At 46.9% G+C, this 18,346-nt stretch carries 11 protein-coding genes; all 11 read left to right on the forward strand.

From position 1 onward, the window contains the following. The first annotated feature begins 1 nt into the window (after position 1). Complete coding sequence (locus tag V3C10_03840) at positions 2 to 1,060, forward strand: type IV pilus twitching motility protein PilT (GenBank protein ID WVP62970.1); 1,059 nt, start codon at positions 2 to 4, stop codon at positions 1,058 to 1,060. An 11-nt stretch (positions 1,061 to 1,071) separates the two neighbouring features. Continuing rightward, on the forward strand, positions 1,072 to 2,289 hold the full coding sequence (locus tag V3C10_03845; GenBank protein ID WVP62971.1) for a type II secretion system F family protein: 1,218 nt from the start codon (positions 1,072 to 1,074) through the stop codon (positions 2,287 to 2,289). Positions 2,290 to 2,554: 265 nt separating this feature from the next. Beyond that, positions 2,555 to 3,088, forward strand: a complete 534-nt coding sequence (locus V3C10_03850; protein ID WVP62972.1) for a prepilin-type N-terminal cleavage/methylation domain-containing protein — start codon at positions 2,555 to 2,557, stop codon at positions 3,086 to 3,088. A gap of 561 nt (positions 3,089 to 3,649) precedes the next feature. After that, positions 3,650 to 4,426 (forward strand): prepilin peptidase, encoded by a 777-nt coding sequence (locus V3C10_03855; GenBank protein ID WVP62973.1) that lies wholly within the window; start codon positions 3,650 to 3,652, stop codon positions 4,424 to 4,426. Positions 4,427 to 4,528: 102 nt separating this feature from the next. Continuing rightward, positions 4,529 to 6,829 (forward strand): pilus assembly protein PilM, encoded by a 2,301-nt coding sequence (pilM, locus tag V3C10_03860; protein ID WVP62974.1) that lies wholly within the window; start codon positions 4,529 to 4,531, stop codon positions 6,827 to 6,829. Further along, positions 6,826 to 7,908 (forward strand): hypothetical protein, encoded by a 1,083-nt coding sequence (locus tag V3C10_03865; GenBank protein WVP62975.1) that lies wholly within the window; start codon positions 6,826 to 6,828, stop codon positions 7,906 to 7,908. The genes pilM and V3C10_03865 overlap by 4 nt, the downstream gene beginning before the upstream one ends. Before the next feature lie 49 nt (positions 7,909 to 7,957). Then, positions 7,958 to 9,334, forward strand: a complete 1,377-nt coding sequence (locus V3C10_03870) for a type II secretion system protein (GenBank protein WVP62976.1) — start codon at positions 7,958 to 7,960, stop codon at positions 9,332 to 9,334. An 86-nt stretch (positions 9,335 to 9,420) separates the two neighbouring features. Next, positions 9,421 to 11,853, forward strand: a complete 2,433-nt coding sequence (locus V3C10_03875) for a hypothetical protein (protein ID WVP62977.1) — start codon at positions 9,421 to 9,423, stop codon at positions 11,851 to 11,853. After that, entirely contained in the window at positions 11,850 to 12,413 is a 564-nt protein-coding gene (locus tag V3C10_03880; protein ID WVP62978.1) for a prepilin-type N-terminal cleavage/methylation domain-containing protein, read from the forward strand. The genes V3C10_03875 and V3C10_03880 overlap by 4 nt, the downstream gene beginning before the upstream one ends. Positions 12,414 to 12,547: 134 nt before the next feature. Next, a complete protein-coding gene (locus V3C10_03885) occupies positions 12,548 to 13,342 on the forward strand; it encodes a prepilin-type N-terminal cleavage/methylation domain-containing protein (protein WVP62979.1) in 795 nt (264 codons plus the stop codon). Next, positions 13,342 to 18,294 (forward strand): DUF5057 domain-containing protein, encoded by a 4,953-nt coding sequence (locus V3C10_03890; protein ID WVP62980.1) that lies wholly within the window; start codon positions 13,342 to 13,344, stop codon positions 18,292 to 18,294. The genes V3C10_03885 and V3C10_03890 overlap by 1 nt, the downstream gene beginning before the upstream one ends. Positions 18,295 to 18,346 lie beyond the last annotated feature (52 nt).

Genomic DNA, 18,346 nt, shown 5'->3' on the forward strand with positions numbered 1-18,346 from the left:
GATGGATTTAACAGAACTTTTAGGCGAGGCGAAGAAACTGGAAGCCTCTGACCTTCACATAACGGTAGGAGTGCCTCCCCAGGTCCGTGTCAACGGCGCCCTGATTGCGATGGAGGGTTATCCCAGACTGATGGGGAACGACACACAGGCCCTTGTCGAGAGTATCATGGGGGAGAGGCAGAAGAATATATTTGAAGAAAAGGGGGAGGTGGATTTCTCCTTTGGAATCCCGGCACTCGGACGTTTCCGTGTCAATGCGTTCCGCCAGAGAGGCACCACGGCGGCCGCATTCCGTCTCGTGAGCACCGAGGTTCCGTCCCCGGAGTCACTGGGACTTCCGCAGTCCGTCATCGATCTGTACCAGAAAAACAGCGGGCTGGTTCTCGTAACAGGCCCCACGGGAAGCGGAAAATCCACGACCCTGGCCTCAATTATCCAGCGGATTAACGAGACCAGGAGAAACCACATTATTACATTGGAAGATCCGATCGAGTATCTGTACCGCCACAGTAAATCACTGGTGAACCAGAGGGAGATCGGACTGGATACAAGAAGTTATGCGGCGGCGCTGCGTGCGGCCCTCAGGGAGGATCCGGACGTAATCCTGGTAGGGGAGATGAGGGATCTGGAGACAATCAGCACGGCTATTACGGCCGCTGAGACGGGCCATCTCGTATTTTCCACCCTGCATACCATCGGCGCGGCATCGACGATAGACCGAATTATCGACGTGTTCCCAGCCGATCAGAAGGACCAGATCAGGGTGCAGCTCTCCATGGTTATGGAGGCCGTTATTTCCCAGAGGCTGCTGCCTAAAGCAGACGGAAGCGGCAGAACCGGTGTATTTGAAGTCATGCATGTGAATACGGCGGTCAGGAGCCTGATCCGGGATGGTAAGACGTATCAGATTCCAAGCATTATCCAGACAAACCGCAAGGCCGGCATGATCACGATGGACGACGCTCTCCTGGAAAAATACCGCGCCGGTATCATCAGCCGCAAGATGCTGGTCGATTACGCGGTGGATCCGGCGTCAATGGAAAAACGCCTGTTATACTAAGGAGGCGCTGAATGGCGAATTACCGTTATCACGTTATCACCCCGGCGGGGAAGGAAAAGAGAGGAAATATCACGGCGTCCGACAGGCCCCACGCAATTGCGGTCTTAAAGAACGACGGAAACACCGTAATTTCCATCGATCCTCCCAGTATCTGGGATAAAGAATTTGAACTGCCGTTTTTAAATCCGGGTGTGAAACCCAGGGATATGAGTATCTTCTGCCGCCAGTTCGTCACACTGACCGAATCCGGCATCAGCATTGTGCGTGCGATGGAGATGCTGGAGGAGCAGACGGTCAACAAACTGCTCAAAGAAGCAATCCGTGAGACCAGAGCCTCCGTGGAAAAGGGAGACACACTGGCCGGGAGCATGCGGCATCACGAAAAAGTATTTCCTCCGATGTTCGTCAACCTGGTTCAGGCCGGGGAGGAAGCGGGAAAACTGTCCCTGTCCTTTGAGAGGATGGCCTCCCACTATGAGAAGACGGCAAAACTCAATAATATCATTAAAAAAGCAATGATTTACCCGATTATCCTGTCGGTAGTGGCGCTGATTGTCATTATCGTCATGCTAGTCTATATCGTTCCAATGTACTCCGCGATGTTTGCGGATATGGATGCCGAGCTGCCTGCGATTACAAGGGCAGTTGTGGGAATGAGTGATTTTGTGACTAGTTACTGGTATATTATAATAATAGGCATTTTTGCCGTGGTCATGGGACTGAGGGCATACGGAGGCACGGAGACCGGCGATTATGTCTACTCCAATCTGGTGCTCAGAATCCCGCTGGTCGGAAAACTGAAAAAGAAGACGGCCTGCGCCCAGTTTTCCAGAAACCTAAGCACCTTACTCGGTGCAGGCGTGCCAATCATCGACGCCCTGGAAATCACGGCGAAAACAATGGACAATACCGTATACCGCCTGGCGGTCAGCGATGCCAGAGAACAGGTGGCCCGCGGAATCCAGCTCTCCGTACCGCTGCGAGAGAGCGGTGTCTTTCCTTCCATGGTATATCACATGGTGGGAATCGGCGAGGAAACAGGCGGCCTTGACAATATGCTCGACAAGGTGGCGGAGTACTATGAGGAAGAGGTAACAGCCGCAACTGAACAGGCCGCGGCCGCATTGGAACCGCTTGTTATCGTGTTTATGGCCTTTATTGTAATTGCTATTATTGCAGCTGTGTTCACACCGATGCTTACTATGTACAGTAGCGTGGATAATCTGTAGGGCCGGGATGGCAGGAGAGGGATTTTCATTGGGTTTCAATGGCCCCGAAAAATCCGGCTCTGGGAGGCTGGAAGAGAGTGATTTTGTAAAGCGACCTTACGTATATTATTTACAAACAGCGCAAATTAGTTGGTGCAAATAATGTCGAAAGGTGTATAATGAAGTGGTAAGCGATATCTAACTGCCGCCGTGGGCCCGACATGACGCAGTTACATATAAATGAAAGGTTTAAGAAAAATTCTTAGAGAAAGAAGGAGAAATTGGTATGAACAAGAAAAAGAATAACAAAGGTTTCTCGTTGATCGAGCTGATCATTGCGATCGCGATTCTGATCATTTTGACAGGGTTGCTGGCACCACAGTTTATGAAGTATATTGAGAAGTCGAGAGAAGCGAAAGATATGCAGACTTTGGATACAGTTTACACTGTTATGCAGGGGGCATTGGCAGATGAAAAAGCTTATACAGATTTTGTTGCTCAGACATCAGGTGACAGCGGTAAACTGAAGGATATCGATAAGGGAATGAAGTTTGAATCGTTATTAGCAGATGCATCGGCGTGCGATTATACAAAGGAAATAAAAAATTTATTAGGAACTTCTTCTAATGTGAAGCTGACTTCTAAAAAAGCAGGGGCAAATGCAGTAGTTTGTGTGCAGGTCATATATAAACCAGCTGGAGATGCAGCTGATCTTGCTACTGCGGATACATTAGCAATAACTGTTTACGCTGGAGATAAGGATGCTAAGCCGATAAAGGGGCTTGACGTTGTTGGAGCACCATATACAACAACCCCTTAACGCATAAATGTATTTGAATCGAAAGTTTAGTTGCTTTATTTTATATCGGGTAATTAGATATAGGAGTGGGGAATTAGCATGCGCCGGTAAGACGCATGCTGTTTCCTACAACATTGATAAATATTATGTAAGTGTAGATTAACTATATAAAAATAGAAATGTATTGAAAAATGAGGGTTCGCAAATCTTGAGAAATAATAGAAGCGGTGTTTCAATGCACAAATATGCGATAATATAGAGCATTATTATTTTATTTTTATACATTGAAAGGTTAAAATATAAGGAAAGGGAAATCCATTGTGGTGAATGGAAAGAAAATATTTTTTCTCTATTTGAGTTAATTATATTGATATTTTCCCAGTTTACGACGTATATCGAAAAATTCCAGCAAGGTAAAATGATGATAAAACTAGACATTATATAGATATGATGAACATAAATATTTTAATTCATTATTTCCCAACAAATGCTGATAATTCAAAGGGCATTATTTTTTAAACACAAAGTATGAAAATATAGCTTCGGAATCTTTTTAGAATATAAAAATGGAAATGTTGTAATATGGAAGTAAATGCTCTTGTTATAAACAATGATATGTACATTTTCATTATTTTCCTCTTCGCCATCACCATCGGCAGTTTCCTCAACGTCTGCATCTACCGCATCCCCAAAGGTGAGGACGTCGTCCACACCAATTCCCACTGCATGAACTGCGGCTACAAACTGGCATGGTATGATTTAATTCCCATATTCAGCTGGCTGTTCCTGCGTGGACGGTGCAGGAAATGCGGAGAGAAAATATCGGTTCAATATCCCCTCATAGAACTGGCTAATGGCCTGCTATGGGTAGGATTGATTTATAAAAACGGTCTTACAGTAACGGGGCTCTGCTACTGTATTGCCGCCTCATCCCTGCTGGTATTAAGCGTCATAGACTGGCGTACCTTTGAAATACCGATGGGATGCAATATTGTGATTGGAATTGCCGGTCTGGTGAACCTCTGGTTTAACCGGCAGGACTGGCTTACATATGGGATAGGGTTTGTCTGCGTCAGCGGACTGCTCCTTCTGATTCTGCTCCTGAGCAGGGGCAGGGCCATGGGAGGCGGTGATGTGAAGCTGATGGCGGCGGCCGGTCTTCTGCTGGGGTGGCAGAATGTCATCCTGGCTTTTGCATGCGGCTGTATTCTGGGTTCTGTGATTCATCTGGCTTTGATGAAGATACAGAGAAAAGAACGCATGCTGGCATTTGGCCCCTATTTGTCCATGGGAATCTGGTTTTCCATGATGTGGGGGCAGGAGCTGATCCAGTGGTATATCGGGCAGTTCATAAATTGACGGTGAAAGATCGGAAAAGCATCAATCGGATCAGTATCACTTTCGTCATTTGACCTGTTTATCATCGCGCAGGGACAGCAAAACAAATGGAAAGGATCATTTATGGGTAAGCTGTTATCGATTGTATTGAATGACAACCATATAAGAATTGCGGAATTGTCTGAAGGCAGGCGCGGTGTAACGGTTTACAGGCTTCTGACAAAGGAAGTGCCGGAAAGTCTGGTGTCGGGTGGAATCATAGTGGATGTCCGGGGTTTTGGAGAGTACCTGAACAGTACGCTGAAATATGCCAATATTAAGACAAAGAAAGTGGTGTTCTCTCTTCCCTCTGATCGTATCATGAGCAGAGAAGTAGTTCTGCCTGAAATGAACGAAGAGAAACTGAAGACTGCCTTAAGGGTCAACGCACCGGAGTATTTCCCGGTGGAACTGACGGATTATGTCCTGTCTTATTTTACAATCTCCAGAGTAGTGGAAGAGGAGACGGAATCCGAGGAGGAAGACGGAGAAGAACCAGAGAAAAAGAAACCGAAAAAGAAGAAAAAGCGGACCGGAAAAAAGAAAAAGTCCAAACTCCGCCTGATGGTTGTGGCCGCGCCGAACGATATGGTGCAGTCTTATTACGATGCGGCGAAACTGGCACATCTGAAACTGATATCACTTGATTATATCGGCAACAGCGTATTCCAGCTCACCTCCAACCAGATTGGCGATGAACCGTGTCTCGTCATCCAGCTTGACGAAGAACACACCGTTCTTACGATCTATAACGATACGGTTATGGTCCTTCAGCGCCATGTGGATTTTGGAAGTATTACCCTTCTACAGGCGGTGATGGAAAAGAAAAACTGCAGCGAAGAGGATGCGCAGGAGATTCTGGAACGCAGACAGCTTATACATAATAACTTTGACGACGGCGATGAACTGACCGACAATCTTTATTATCTGGTCAGCAACATAAAGAGAGTCATTGAATACTATACGGGGCGCAATGTGGATCAGCCGCTGGAGCTTATCTACATCATCGGCGACGGCTCCCATATCGGAGGGCTGGACGGCCTCTTTGAGAACCAGCTTCATCTGCCCGTGGAAATGATTACGGCATTAAAGCAGGTAACGGTGAGGGAAAGTTCCGGGATTTCCATGAAAGAAGTCCTGAGATACATGGATAACATTGGTGCAGTGATCGATCCGGTGGGCATGATTCCCAAACAGCTTGAACAGGATATCAGGAGAAAGGTGGAGGCAAAGGCCTACCGCATCATGATTCTTCTGGCGCTGTTTTTATCTGTGGTGATTATTACAATACCGGCTGTCGATTTCTTTAGTGAGGCAATGGAAACCATCGATTTGCAGAACCGGCTGCTGACCGTGGAGGATGTAAAACCAATCCTGGAAAACTATAAACAGGCGCAGTCACGCTATAGCGATGTCGGACAGATTCAGGCGATGGTAAGAACGGATAACGAGAGCCTTTCCGATTTTATTACCATATTTGAACAGCTTCGGCCGAGCAATATATCCATTCAGAGTTTTAGCTGCAGTGAGGGACAGGTGAGCTTTTCCGCATTGGCGGAGGGAAAGAAGACAGTGGCCAGGCTGATCCAGCAGCTTAATATGATTGCCAATGTATCCGAGGTAAAAGTCAGCGCACTTTCCAGTGTATTTGAGGGAGATAAGGAGACCGTTGCCTTCTCCCTGACTTGTATTCTGGTGAACCAGGATTCCCTGCTGAATCCGGGAACCAGGGCGGAAGCGCTGGGAAATTTGATGCCGGAGGAATACAGCGATATCTGGGATCCCGAAGGCGTCATGGACGGAGATAAAACGGAAAATGGAGATACGGAAGGTGACGGCGGTGAAACCATCGGAGCGGGGGAGAAAAACACTTCAGGCGCCGATACGCCAATTGACGGGCAGGAACGTTTGGCCCGTGAAGACGGAGCCGCTGCCGGGGAAGCAGCCGTACCGGAGGCCGCGCCCGCTTTGAAACAGGGAAATACTGCTGCTTCTGCGGGGGAGCAGATTAATACGGCATCAGTCCAGCCGCAGGCGCAGGCCGTGACGCCGACAGAAGCTCCGGTACAGCCGCAGACGCCTCTGGTACAGCCGCAGACGCCTCCGGTACAGCCGCAGACGCCTCCGATACAGCCGCAGACGCCTCCGGTACAGCCTCAGATGCCTCCGGCAGAGGCGGAAACGGCCGTGATGACGGCAAATGCAGGAATCATGCCTGCGGCGGAAGCTGCCGCACAGCCGGCTCCCGAAGCAGAGGTCAGCATCCCGGACGGGGCGGTTTTAAATACAACTCCGGAAGCAGCTGTTCCGGCGGCAGATCCCGCACCTGTCCCGGAAGGTGCAGCCGCTGCGGATGGAAATGAAAGCGGGGGGACGGCATCATGAAAATGACATCACGGGACAAAGAACTGATTTTCCTCGCATTATCACTTGGCATAGTTGCCGCGTCCTGGTTTTTCGGGGCTAAGAATCTTGAGAAGAAGACGGCCGAAGTGATATCCAGAAAAGAGGAACTTCAGCAGGAATATGACGAGAGGATGAGAGTTCTTGCAAAGAAAGATGAGTACATCCAGAATACAAAAGATTATAATGAAGCATATCAGCTGATGCTGACCCAATATCCGGCGGATATCTCACAGGTGCAGCAGATTATGTTTGTAACCGGCCTGGAAGAGCGGTTTGACACACAGGTGGTTTCCGTGTCATATACGGATCCAGCAGACATTTATCAGTTCCAGTCAACGGACCCGGGAAATATGGCGCCCTATACTCTGGCCGTGAGCACACTGCAGTTACCGGTCCAGCTGGATTATAAACAGTGGAAAGAATTTCTGGACTATGTATTTTCCTATCAGGACAAGAATACAATTTCCGATATTTCGGCGTCATATAATACCGAAGCCAACGTGGTGGATGCAACTGTTACAATGTACCAGTATGCGATCCGCGGGGAAGGCAGGGTGTTTGAGGAGCCGAAGATTACGGTTCCCATTGGAACGGACAATATCTTCCGCTCCGGAACGGCTCTTTCTTATGACGGAGGCACCGTCGAACAGATAGAGGCGATTAAAAAAGATTATGACTGTTATATCATGCTTTACCCATCCGCATCCGACATGAATGCAAAAGTGATTGCCGGGCCGGATGACAGGGAAAAGGTGGTTTCAGACAAAAACGAGGAGGAAACTTTGGTAATCCGCGCAGAGGAGAACGGCGGAACGTACAGCATTACCTATACGCTGGGAGAAAACGGCCGTCCTCATGTTCTGTATCCGGAGGGAGATATGCTGGACATCTATGTTCTCAGCTCCCCAAGAATGGGCGGTACCGATTTGAGCCAGGTAAAAGTCCAGATTGAGAACCGTACGGATAAAAAAATGCGGATTGCCGTGGCTGGTGAGGATGATTTGAGGCCGAGGTTTGTGGTTGAGAGCAAAACCGGCGATGTGGAGATTCTAAAGTAATGGAGTGAACGGTAACGCCAAGTTGGTTACAGAAAGGAGCACGGCTGCCATGAAGAAAAGGAACGGAGGATTTACGCTGATTGAACTGTTGATCGCGCTTGCTGTCCTTTCCATCATGGCAGGCGTGCTTCTTCAGTCTTTCGTGATCAGCAGACGGATGAATACAAAAGCCAGGAAAGATGAGCTTGTGCTGGACGCGGCAAAGCGGACGATGGAGGAGCTGAAGGGATATCCGTTTGAAAACCTGGAAACATTTCTGGCCGGAGGCGGTGGAACTCCGGGAGAAGATGACGGAAGCGGGAATAGCGCCGGCGGAAATGTCGTGATAGGGAATACGATTTACCGCGTGGAACGGCTGGAAGACGGATCCGGCTCAGACGACGGTACACCGGCCGGGGAAGAGGGCGGCGATGGGAATCCATCGTCATCCGGTTCACGGCAGGGATACAGGCTGACTGCGGAATATGGAAGAGATGCATCCGGTTCCGGAAAGGCGGCCTATCTTATCTGTGCGGAAGCCGATTATGAGAAGTATAATTCGACGGAGGGCGAAGACCAGGAGAAATCATATTCGATCAACCGGTACCAGATGCCCAATATAGCCGATGTCAGCAGTTTCCAGAATGTGGTGATTGAACCGCAGGCCCTGATGAAGGATGATAAAAGCCTGACTTCCCAGCTACTTTTAAAGGTAAATCCGGATGAGGAGGAAGACGAAGAAGACGGCGGAGAAGGAGCGGCGGAAGATTCAGACGGTTCCGGTTCGGAGGATGAGACGGTATATACGGAGGAAGATGTAAAACGGTATCTGTGGCTGTCTGTAAAGGAAACGGCTGCGGCGGATGGCGGCAGCGGCGAAGCCGGAACCCTGACGGTCCAGGCCCAGGCCGTGTACACGGTAAAGGAGACGGAGGGAAATAGCTACAGCGCAGAGGAATCCGTCGGGGCCAGTTTTGCATCGGTAAAGAAGAACGTCGTCAAAGATAAGAAAACCGGACTTCCGGCAAACCGCGTTTATCTCTTCCTTCCGGATAATGAGACAAAATATACCTGGACATCGGAGGAAGCCAAAGACGGCGGGGAGGCCGAAGAATCGGGATTTCCCGGGTTTGACAGGATTTATATCGGTTCTTCCCTGGAAGAGGAGATGGAATTGTTCATCGTAGCGGCAAATCCGGATCAGTATGAAGCGGAAGAGGCGAACCAGGACGAGAAAGTAAAGATAGAATCAGCGGAAGGCACGGAACTTTTAATCTATTCCAACATCGGCGGAAAAGAACCTGTATCCTGGAAGGAAGCGGAAAACAGGCTTTATCATCTGACGGTAACGGTATATGAAGCTGATTACAGCGGGACCGGAGCGGAGAATGGGGATCCGGAAAGAGGCAGGGAAGTGCTGAAGCTGGATTCAACAAAATCGGAATAGACATAGGAGAAAGTACGAAAGAAACCCGGACAGACTGAGTAGATGATACGTCAGAATCAGAGCAGATAAAGACAGGAGGATCCGGAATGGGAAAGCGGTTAAAACATTTGCCGGAAAGAAGAAAACTGAATAATACAGGTTCTGCGATGATTATGGCGCTGACGATCGTTTCCCTGATTGCCATTTTAGGAGTCATGGCCCTAAGCACGGCTCTTTTGAATGTGAAAATGAGGAATCTGAACCGGAGATCCGACAAGAATTTTTATTATCTGGAAACGGCGCTGGATGAAATCTACGCGCAGACCGGAAGGATGGCCAGCAATATCCTGAAAGAAAATTATGTCGAGGTCATGGGCTCGCTTTATAAGGACGGCTACCGGACAAATGACGAGGCCAATCTGCAGTTGAAAACCAGGTTTGTAAGCGATCTGCTGGCAGATGAGGCTTTTGGGATCGAAATGCCTTTATCGGATGACAACAGCGGGGATAACAGGAAAAATGCGGCAGAAAAACTGGCGTCTTTTTCTGATACAATACAGGAAAAGGAGCTGGACGTGTCAATTGGTTCGATTGTACTGGAAAAATATACGGGGCAGGACAGTGAACCGTCTGGAAACGGGCTGAAAAGCGGAATGGCGGGCGGCAGGTTTGCTGCCGGCGGCAAAGAGATTTACAACGGGATCCTGTTCAAGGATTTCTGCATCATGTATACAAATCCGGAAACAGGGATTGAATCGGCTATAACCGTGGACTTAAAAATAACAGCGCCCTATGTGAGATTTATGAATGAAGGGGAAGCTCTGTTAGATTATGTTCTGGCGGCAAACGGCGGAATCGAAGTCAATGTGAACGGAACCGGCAGCCCGGACAATTACTTTGCCGGGAAGATTTACGGTCAATCATTTACGGTTGAACACAGCAAAACAGAGGTGGCAAGCAGCCTGTTTACATCGGCGGGAACCCTGACGGCCAGTAAGAGCGCAGATTTAACAATTTTGCCGGATGAGAACACGGGCGCGCAGAGCCGGGTATGGGCAGACGGAATCCGGATGGATGTTTCTTCTGTACTTACAGCGGAAAATGCAAGTTTCTTTATTAAGGATGATATGACCCTGTCAGGAGACAGGAATACGGTGACTTTAAAGGGCAGCTATTACGGATATGGCAACGAGGGGGATGACGGGGAGCTGACAAAAGAGACTCCGAATAAGAGCAGTGCGATTATTATCAATGACAGAGGGAGCAAACTCGACATGACCGGGCTGGATACTCTGATTTTGGCCGGCCGCGCCTATATGAGATTCAACGATGCAATCACAGGCCAGGATGTATATCCGATGGGAGAATCCCTGGCTGTGAAAGCGACACAGACCATTTACCTGTTGCCGGAGTCATCCATTACATTGGAGTGGAACGGGAAGAAAGAAGCGGCAGGCTCCAACCCCGTACTGCTGCCGGAGGAAGAGGATGCTTATACGTTGACACTCCATGTAAAGCTTCCCGATAACATGGGCGGAAATGAGGCCCATTATCTGATTAAGGTAGGTAATCCAAAAGCGGCGGATGACAGTGGAAAAGGAATCTCAGTCTCTGAGTATGACAGGGAAAATTCACCCGCTGTTCCCGTAATCCTCAATGGGAAAGTCTATGTTTATTACAATTTCAACTCGGAAAATGACAGAAGAAAATATTTCAATAATTACCTGAAAAATGAAGCCGATTCCTTTGACGAGCTGCTTCAAAAGAGCGGCATGACGGGAGGCAAAAGTCCGGAAAGTACATTTAATGGAGGCGTATGGATAGCTGAGGGCGGCAGTTCGGCTCAAATCAATACATCCGGTTCCCTGTATCAGGTGGCGGGAAAGGATGAAGGGGAAGACGGTCATCTATTCCAGCTCCTGGAGAAAGGGCAGAGCGGCGTAAGCAGCAGTATCGAATGGGCGAACCTGATAGGAAACCTTGACGCTTCGTTTAACAACCTGAAAATGAACCTGGCGGAGACGGATCGCGTGGGCGGCCGTGCTTCGGAGGCAGTAACGGGGCTTTCCGCAATCCTTCCGATTGGCAATTATGTAAAAGTGGATAAAGTGGCAAAGCTGAACGGAGAACCGGTATTTCTTTCCAATGAGGACGAGTCTGAATCGGGCGGCAGTTATGTGCTGTTGAGCGGTGATTCGGTAACGGTTCAACTGGACGATGACGGCGAGGCAAAAGTCAGTACGCTGGGGAGAACATATACTATGAAAGGCGGCCTTGTAGTTTCTGCGAAAGATATAGAAGTATACGGAGAAGGAACGTATAACGGACTGCTGATGGCGGCGGGGAAAATATCAATCACCGGGAGCGCCAAACTGACGGCTGACGGCCAGACCTTTGAACCCATTCTTGACAGAGAAGAGGTAGCAGAATATTTTTACGATTACAGTGACGTGGCGTCTACCGTGCTGAACGACTACGAAGATTTTGTGACCAGAGAAAACTGGAGCCGCTCCGGGCGTGAGCAGGGAGGCGGAAAATGATGAATGCAGGAAAAGAGGATAAGGCAAACGGGGGATTTTCACTGATAGAACTCATCATTGCAATGACCATTCTTCTGGTACTCAGCGGGATGCTTTTCCTGGGAACCAACTCGGCAAAGAGGAAGGAAACAGAAAAGTATGTCAACGCCCTCAGCAATCAGATCAATCTCTCAAAGACAAGCGCCATGTCGAAATCCGGGAAATGGCGCCTGAGCCTTTACTTGAAAGATAAAGACTATTACTGCGTGCATGAGATAGAAAAACGAAAATCGGATGATGAGGAAGACACTTACTGGGAGATCCAGTCGGAGAAGGTTATGCTGGGGCGCTCGGGTGTTATGAAATACGAACTGCTGTCCGGCGGGAGCGGAGAAGGAAGCGGCGTGGAAGAGGATTCCAAGGGAACCCTGATCCACGTCTGGCGCTTTGACCGGGATACCGGCTCCTGCATAGAGGGAGCCGGCACACTGGCGGTAACCGGGGCCGGAAAAACGCAGTACCTTACCGTTTACCAGGAAAATGGCCGGTGTGAGACCGGCGATGCAGGTGTGGTGCAGTAGTTTTGGTATATGAAAAGATGCTGGCGTGAAATGGCGTTCTTTGCCATTTCTGAACATCTCGGGGCGCGTTATTGTTACAGTGCAATGCGATGTGAACAGTAATGGAATAAATAGAGAGGGAAAGGAGGGACGGCATGGACAGAGCAGAAATAAAAGCGGCATTAATGACCGGGAAAGAGAGCCGGAAGAATGCAAATAAAGGATTTACGCTGATCGAGCTTTTAGTAGGGATTTCAGTGATGGCAATAGTCGGGCTAATGATGACGTCCCTGTTCGGCAGTTCCACCCGCCTTTACCGCTCTACGGTTTCCTATTCCAATATTCAGACAGAAAGCCAGACCGTCAGCAGGAGAATCAGCAATACCGTGATGGGAGCCAGGTCATTGTACCTCAGCGAGGGGGAGAAAGGAACCTATCTGTTTACCGGTGAAGTGACAAAGGAGGCCGGGAAGGCGAAATTCAGCGGTGAAATGTTATGGTATAATAAGGAGACAAACTGTCTGTATCAAAACAGCGGCTTTCTTGCGGAAGAGGATTCCAGTGCATTGGAAGAGCCAGATTCAACCGGAGAAGAAGATGGTGAAAAAGAAGACGGGAAGAAAGAACAGCTTCAGTCCCTGGGTGCGCTTTCGCCTGATACGGTAAGAAAAGCATTTGAAGAAAACGCGGGCAAAGGACGGGAATACCTGATCAGCGATAAGGTGCGGGAGCTGAAGTTTACGATTTATCCTGTACTGACACAGGAAGAGCGGATTGGTGACGCAGGGTATTTTTATAAAACTGAAGGAAAAGTAACTGTGGACTTTGCAATCACATTCCAATATCTGGACAGTAAGAGCTATTCCGTAAATACCAGCGCGACTCCAAGAAACAGGCTGGCTGTGCTGTGGTGGAACGGCAGCAGTGACGGCGGGGATGGGGGGCAGTAATGGAAGTTCGTGTACAGAAAAAGAAAAACAAATTTTGCGTGCTGGCTGGAGGGATTGCGCTTTGGAACAGGCAGGAACCGGCGCTGGCAGGTTCTTTTAATATGGAGAAGGATTCCGAAAATAGATATATATTTAATGTTGTGGAAGTAGTTCCTGAGACAAACCAGGCGATCCTCGGTTTCTATATACAAGGTAAAGAAAATATTTCTAAACAGAAATTGGAAACGCTTCTTCAGACCAGTGAGTTTTATAAAGAATATGATTACAATAAATTCTTTTACTGGGAGGGGAAGAGCAATAGCACACAGAATGAACCTTTTACGGTAGTCCAGGGAGAGAATGGCAGCAAGACGCTGGTTAATAATGAAGTATTTAAACTTTTTATGCTTGGGATTGGTACATTTGATCCCCAGAAATCGATCTGGGAAAATTACCAAGCCAATAAAGCGGCACTGGAGACCTTCGACAAAGAGTTTGTAATAAACTACAAGGTGGTGACTCCTTCAGGTCTGGAAACAATGTCGAAAAGCGAAAAAGATAAAATCAATTATCTCCATATAGCATCAGGAAACCAGATAACAGGAGCCCAACAGTTGTTTGGAAAAGCTGGAATGGAGAAGCCTAAAACATCAGACAATTTTAAGGCAACTGACGATATCAGCTGGGATACAGCCCTTCATTTATACTACCGGGCTATATCAGAAAATGTGCGTATGTCGGTCTCTATTTCATCTGCTCCGTTCAGGCAGGGAACTCCGACAAGCAGTAACATGTTTCGCTTATACCAGATGTTGAATTATGCGGATGACCCTGCAGACTTTAAAAATTGGTTTGAAGATGGGACATCTACAAATGAAAATAATTATATAGATAAAAATACTGGGATCATTCATGAAAACAAAAATAAACAAACGGATGAATGGAGGGATGATATTTTAAATACTCTTCCAAGAAAGGATGTTGGGCCAAACGGCGGCAACTTTGCATGGCGCTCGGAGGACTTTATTCCCCCAAAGTGGGATAATATTTTGATTTATAGAGACGACGATCAAACCGGATATCTGGATTTTGTTACTGGAAGAGATAATGTTGAAAAAATTCTTGATTTTACAGATAATAAGCCGTCGGGAGGGGGAAATCCACCGGAGGAGCCTGAAGATGGAAGCGTAAAAGTTTTAGAGATAGAGCCGAGTAACAGCTATTGGCTTTCTGTACCGGGCAACCTTCCAAAACTTGCAACGGCAATTGGAGTTGACGAGGATGACATATCAGTTACATACGTAACCCCGAATACTTTGAATGGCATGGCGGTAGATCTCGTCGCAGAGTATGATTTGATACTTATAGGAGATGACGCATCGCTGCTGAATACATCTGATGTTGGCGGTTCAAAGAGTGTAAAGTATCGTAGTAACGGATTCCCTAACGATACAATTATTCCTCAGACTTTAATCAATGGTCTTCTTGCAAATGACTATACAACTAAAGAACAATTTGATACTGATATAAATAAGAAAGCATCAGGTGTATCTTTAAATACAGGTTCTTATCCTCTAACAGGCAGCGGCAGCGCGAATTGGAATCCGTTATTACGCGATAAATGGAGTAAAGTGCCAGGAGAGTATTTTCTGAAGAATGTAGAATTATCTTTAGAACTTCAAGCTTTGGGGGCAGACACTGCAGTAAGCAAAGCGAGATTTAGCGGCGAAGACGTGACTCAATTTATGCAAAAACAATTAGCAGAGTTTGTAAAATCAGGACAGCCGGTTATAATTACAGAACAGCTTAAATCCGATGCTATAAAACAAATGAGTGAATTCCAATGGATCGATATGAACAATAATCCATATAATGAGGAATGTGATATTGATTCCAGATTGCTTTTTGCACTATATGGGATAGATGATGTAAGAAATTACTATGATAAAAGCCCGGATGAGACTTATTTTGATAAGCTGGTATTGATGGATTCGAAGATAACAAATCCAACTACGAAAACAGTAGATTTAAAAAAAGATTTTAAGAGTTCCATTAGTATTAAGGATTCCCAGCTTATCAAAAATGAGGATGATGGGATTGTACCTACAATTGTACAGAAGGGCTGGAATCCAGATACAAGGCCGGAGTTGAATACTTTAGCTAAATCGAATACGCTGACATTTGACTATGCAATTGAAATGCCCCTGGGGGACAAAGCCGAAAATATTATCATGAAAATTATCGTGGATCGCAATGGTGACGGTTATTTTGATGAAGAAGGGGAAGGAGCATCCACATCAGGAAAGCCGGGGGCACATAATAATGCCAGTGCATCTATTAAAAACGATCAGGTTTTTACCTGCCGTTTTGCGGATTTATCTCCAAACGATTATATTGTGGAGGGATCCAGGATCACAGGACGCTATACGACACCGATGCCGGTCGATTCAATCGAAGAAATATGTCAGTTTCAAGTGAAAGTATCCACACTTGATAAAAAGAATCCTCTTTATAGTGTGTGGATCGGATACATGCGGCCGGATTTGAAAAAGAAAGATGTAAAAGTACTTCAGATTACACCATATTCGGATACGATTGGAGGAAAAACGCTGGATAAAAATCCACAATTTACCCGGTTGATAGAAGAAGCGGAACAAAATGGCGGTGAGTATCATTTCAATTTTGAAAACGGCGATTTTGAAACGATATCGGAGGGCGATTTTGCCGCGGCTTGCGCGGGCGGGGAAATAAATTCAACCACATTATCCCGTTATGATTTAATTGTGGTCGGTACCGATTTTTCCTCTGAATTGAAGGGAGATATAATTGATCTGGATACGAAGGAGGCTGAAAAGGTTTTAAAGAGTTACTCAGAAGAATTAAAAAAACCAATTATTTTTACAGGGGATGCTTTTTCGTATGTCAACTCAGAGAACTATTACGCTCCTGAAGAAGTGGATTATTATTACCGCAATATGACAATCCAGGAAGGGCAGCAGGAAAAACCAACTGAATCCGACCCGAATTATAAGAGGGTGCTTATCAGTGAAGAGCAATATAACGACTATTTAGGGAAAAACGAAAAAGAGTGGAAAGATAATAACCATAACATAGGAGAAGGAACTGTTTACCTCGATCCGGAAGGATTACATTCTGTGGTCGAACAAGCAGGGTCTTATAAAGCAGTTATAAGGCCGATTGACGCAGATGACGGAAGACAAATTTCTGATTTGTACATAGGGTGGAATATATCTTCTGCGGACTGGATAAATGGTGGGGGAAGAACCGTAAAGACGACAGGAGAAAAGAATGTTTCGGTTTCGGCATATGACTTCTATGAGAAATTTGGAAGTATGATTTACCGCACATGGAGTTGGGTTTATTATTATTACGCACATACTGGTTATGTAACAGAAGACGAATTAAGAGCATTGTATGAAAAGAGTAATGGCAATCTTCAGATGACTACTATCGGATGGAATTCGTTTAATGTAAAAGACCTGCATTCGGCACTGGGGAGTTACGAAGCGATCTCCAAAGATATTGTAGATGAAAAGAACCCAATTAAAATAGCAGGAGATACATATTATAAGTTTAAGTCTAATGGAAAAGACTATTTAGCGATCCGGTTGGAGGAAGACGTTACTAACTTGTATGGTTATGTGTGGCAGAAAAAAGTCGCCGGAGACAGTGCAAATCCGGTTGAAACTAAGTACGTGCTGAACAATGTGGCAGGAAAAGGAGATTCCTTATATCCATCTCAAAACGCATGGAACTATTTATTCACCCAAAAACTCAGATACACCGTGGGCATGGATCGCTTTGCCATAACCACAGATATAAAACCCAAAGACAAAAGAGACAAAGGCAGCAGCAGACGCTGGACCGAGATAGAGGAACTGCAGGGATTTACCAACGGAGCCCTGTTAGAGTATGCGTTTATTCCGAAAGAGGGCAGCAGTTATGCATCATTAGTCAACACGGCCTCGCCGTATAACACACAGCTCTCATTGAATCTCGCATTAGGAGTAAAACCGCGTACGGAGTATATTGAACCTTTGAATGAAGGACAAATCGGATTATATCCATTTAAGATTTCAGACGAGGTTTCCGAAGCGAAAGTAAAGGTTGCCAAAAATCATGCGCCCTACTACCAGCTTGATCTGGAAAGGGAGCTTGGAAAGGGAAAAATTGATGATGTGACCGTCTGGTATACATTTGCAGGTTCGGGTAAAGATGACGAGTCGAAATACTTTGACACAACCGTCAGGGATGCAAGAAATAACTACTACCTCTACTCCAAAGGCAAAATTTATTACACCGGTTTTTCTCTCTACGATGTGACAGAGGGCACAGATTCCGATGATGCGCAGCTCGTTCCCGACATGGAAATGAAACTCTTCATCAACACCATCTACGCCGCCCTCAACAGCGAAACAGAAGAAACCACCTACTACGACACCGTAGTCCGGGAGGGCGGAAACATTTCCGGCATTGAGCTGGCCCAGGATGCCGGGGCGCCGAACCGTTATACCTGTTATTACGATGAGTACGACGAGACGCTGGAGCTTTCCTTCCGCGTCCAGAAAATCAACGCGTCCGACGGTGAGACAACACCGCTGACAGTCGGTAAAAAGGGCGAAAAGGGGGAAAACGGCCTGCCGGCGGTCAATGAGTTCGATGAGACAGTATACACATTGACAGGCCTCCCGGAGGAAAACGGCGTTTCCAACTTCCCCGTTGTCAAGATTACGGGGGAGCAGGGAACAAAGGGCAGCATGGGAAGCAGTGCAAGCGATATCTGGTATACGCTTCATTTTACAGGGGATAAAGGAGACGGAATAATCCCGGACGACATGGACGGGATGACGATGATAATCGGTCCAAAGGCGGCGGAGACGGGAACGCTCAGGCCGGACAGCATTTATGCTGAAATACGTTTTGTAAAACGGAATTTATTCGAGCTGGATTAGTTTTCAGCCGCAGCAAAAGAGGAGAGAGCCACATTCATGGTTCTCTCCTCTT

This window comes from [Clostridium] symbiosum (assembly GCA_036419695.1).
GTDB lineage: Bacteria > Bacillota > Clostridia > Lachnospirales > Lachnospiraceae > Otoolea > Otoolea symbiosa_A.

Excerpts from the sequence above, each read along its gene's own strand:
- V3C10_03840 (WVP62970.1), top strand. The coding sequence starts at position 2 with ATGGATTTAACAGAACTTTTAGGCGAGGCGAAGAAACTGGAAGCCTCT.
- V3C10_03845 (WVP62971.1), top strand. The coding sequence starts at position 1,072 with ATGGCGAATTACCGTTATCACGTTATCACCCCGGCGGGGAAGGAAAAG.
- V3C10_03850 (WVP62972.1), top strand. The coding sequence starts at position 2,555 with ATGAACAAGAAAAAGAATAACAAAGGTTTCTCGTTGATCGAGCTGATC.
- V3C10_03855 (WVP62973.1), top strand. The coding sequence starts at position 3,650 with ATGGAAGTAAATGCTCTTGTTATAAACAATGATATGTACATTTTCATT.
- pilM (WVP62974.1), top strand. The coding sequence starts at position 4,529 with ATGGGTAAGCTGTTATCGATTGTATTGAATGACAACCATATAAGAATT.
- V3C10_03865 (WVP62975.1), top strand. The coding sequence starts at position 6,826 with ATGAAAATGACATCACGGGACAAAGAACTGATTTTCCTCGCATTATCA.
- V3C10_03870 (WVP62976.1), top strand. The coding sequence starts at position 7,958 with ATGAAGAAAAGGAACGGAGGATTTACGCTGATTGAACTGTTGATCGCG.
- V3C10_03875 (WVP62977.1), top strand. The coding sequence starts at position 9,421 with ATGGGAAAGCGGTTAAAACATTTGCCGGAAAGAAGAAAACTGAATAAT.
- V3C10_03880 (WVP62978.1), top strand. The coding sequence starts at position 11,850 with ATGATGAATGCAGGAAAAGAGGATAAGGCAAACGGGGGATTTTCACTG.
- V3C10_03885 (WVP62979.1), top strand. The coding sequence starts at position 12,548 with ATGGACAGAGCAGAAATAAAAGCGGCATTAATGACCGGGAAAGAGAGC.
- V3C10_03890 (WVP62980.1), top strand. The coding sequence starts at position 13,342 with ATGGAAGTTCGTGTACAGAAAAAGAAAAACAAATTTTGCGTGCTGGCT.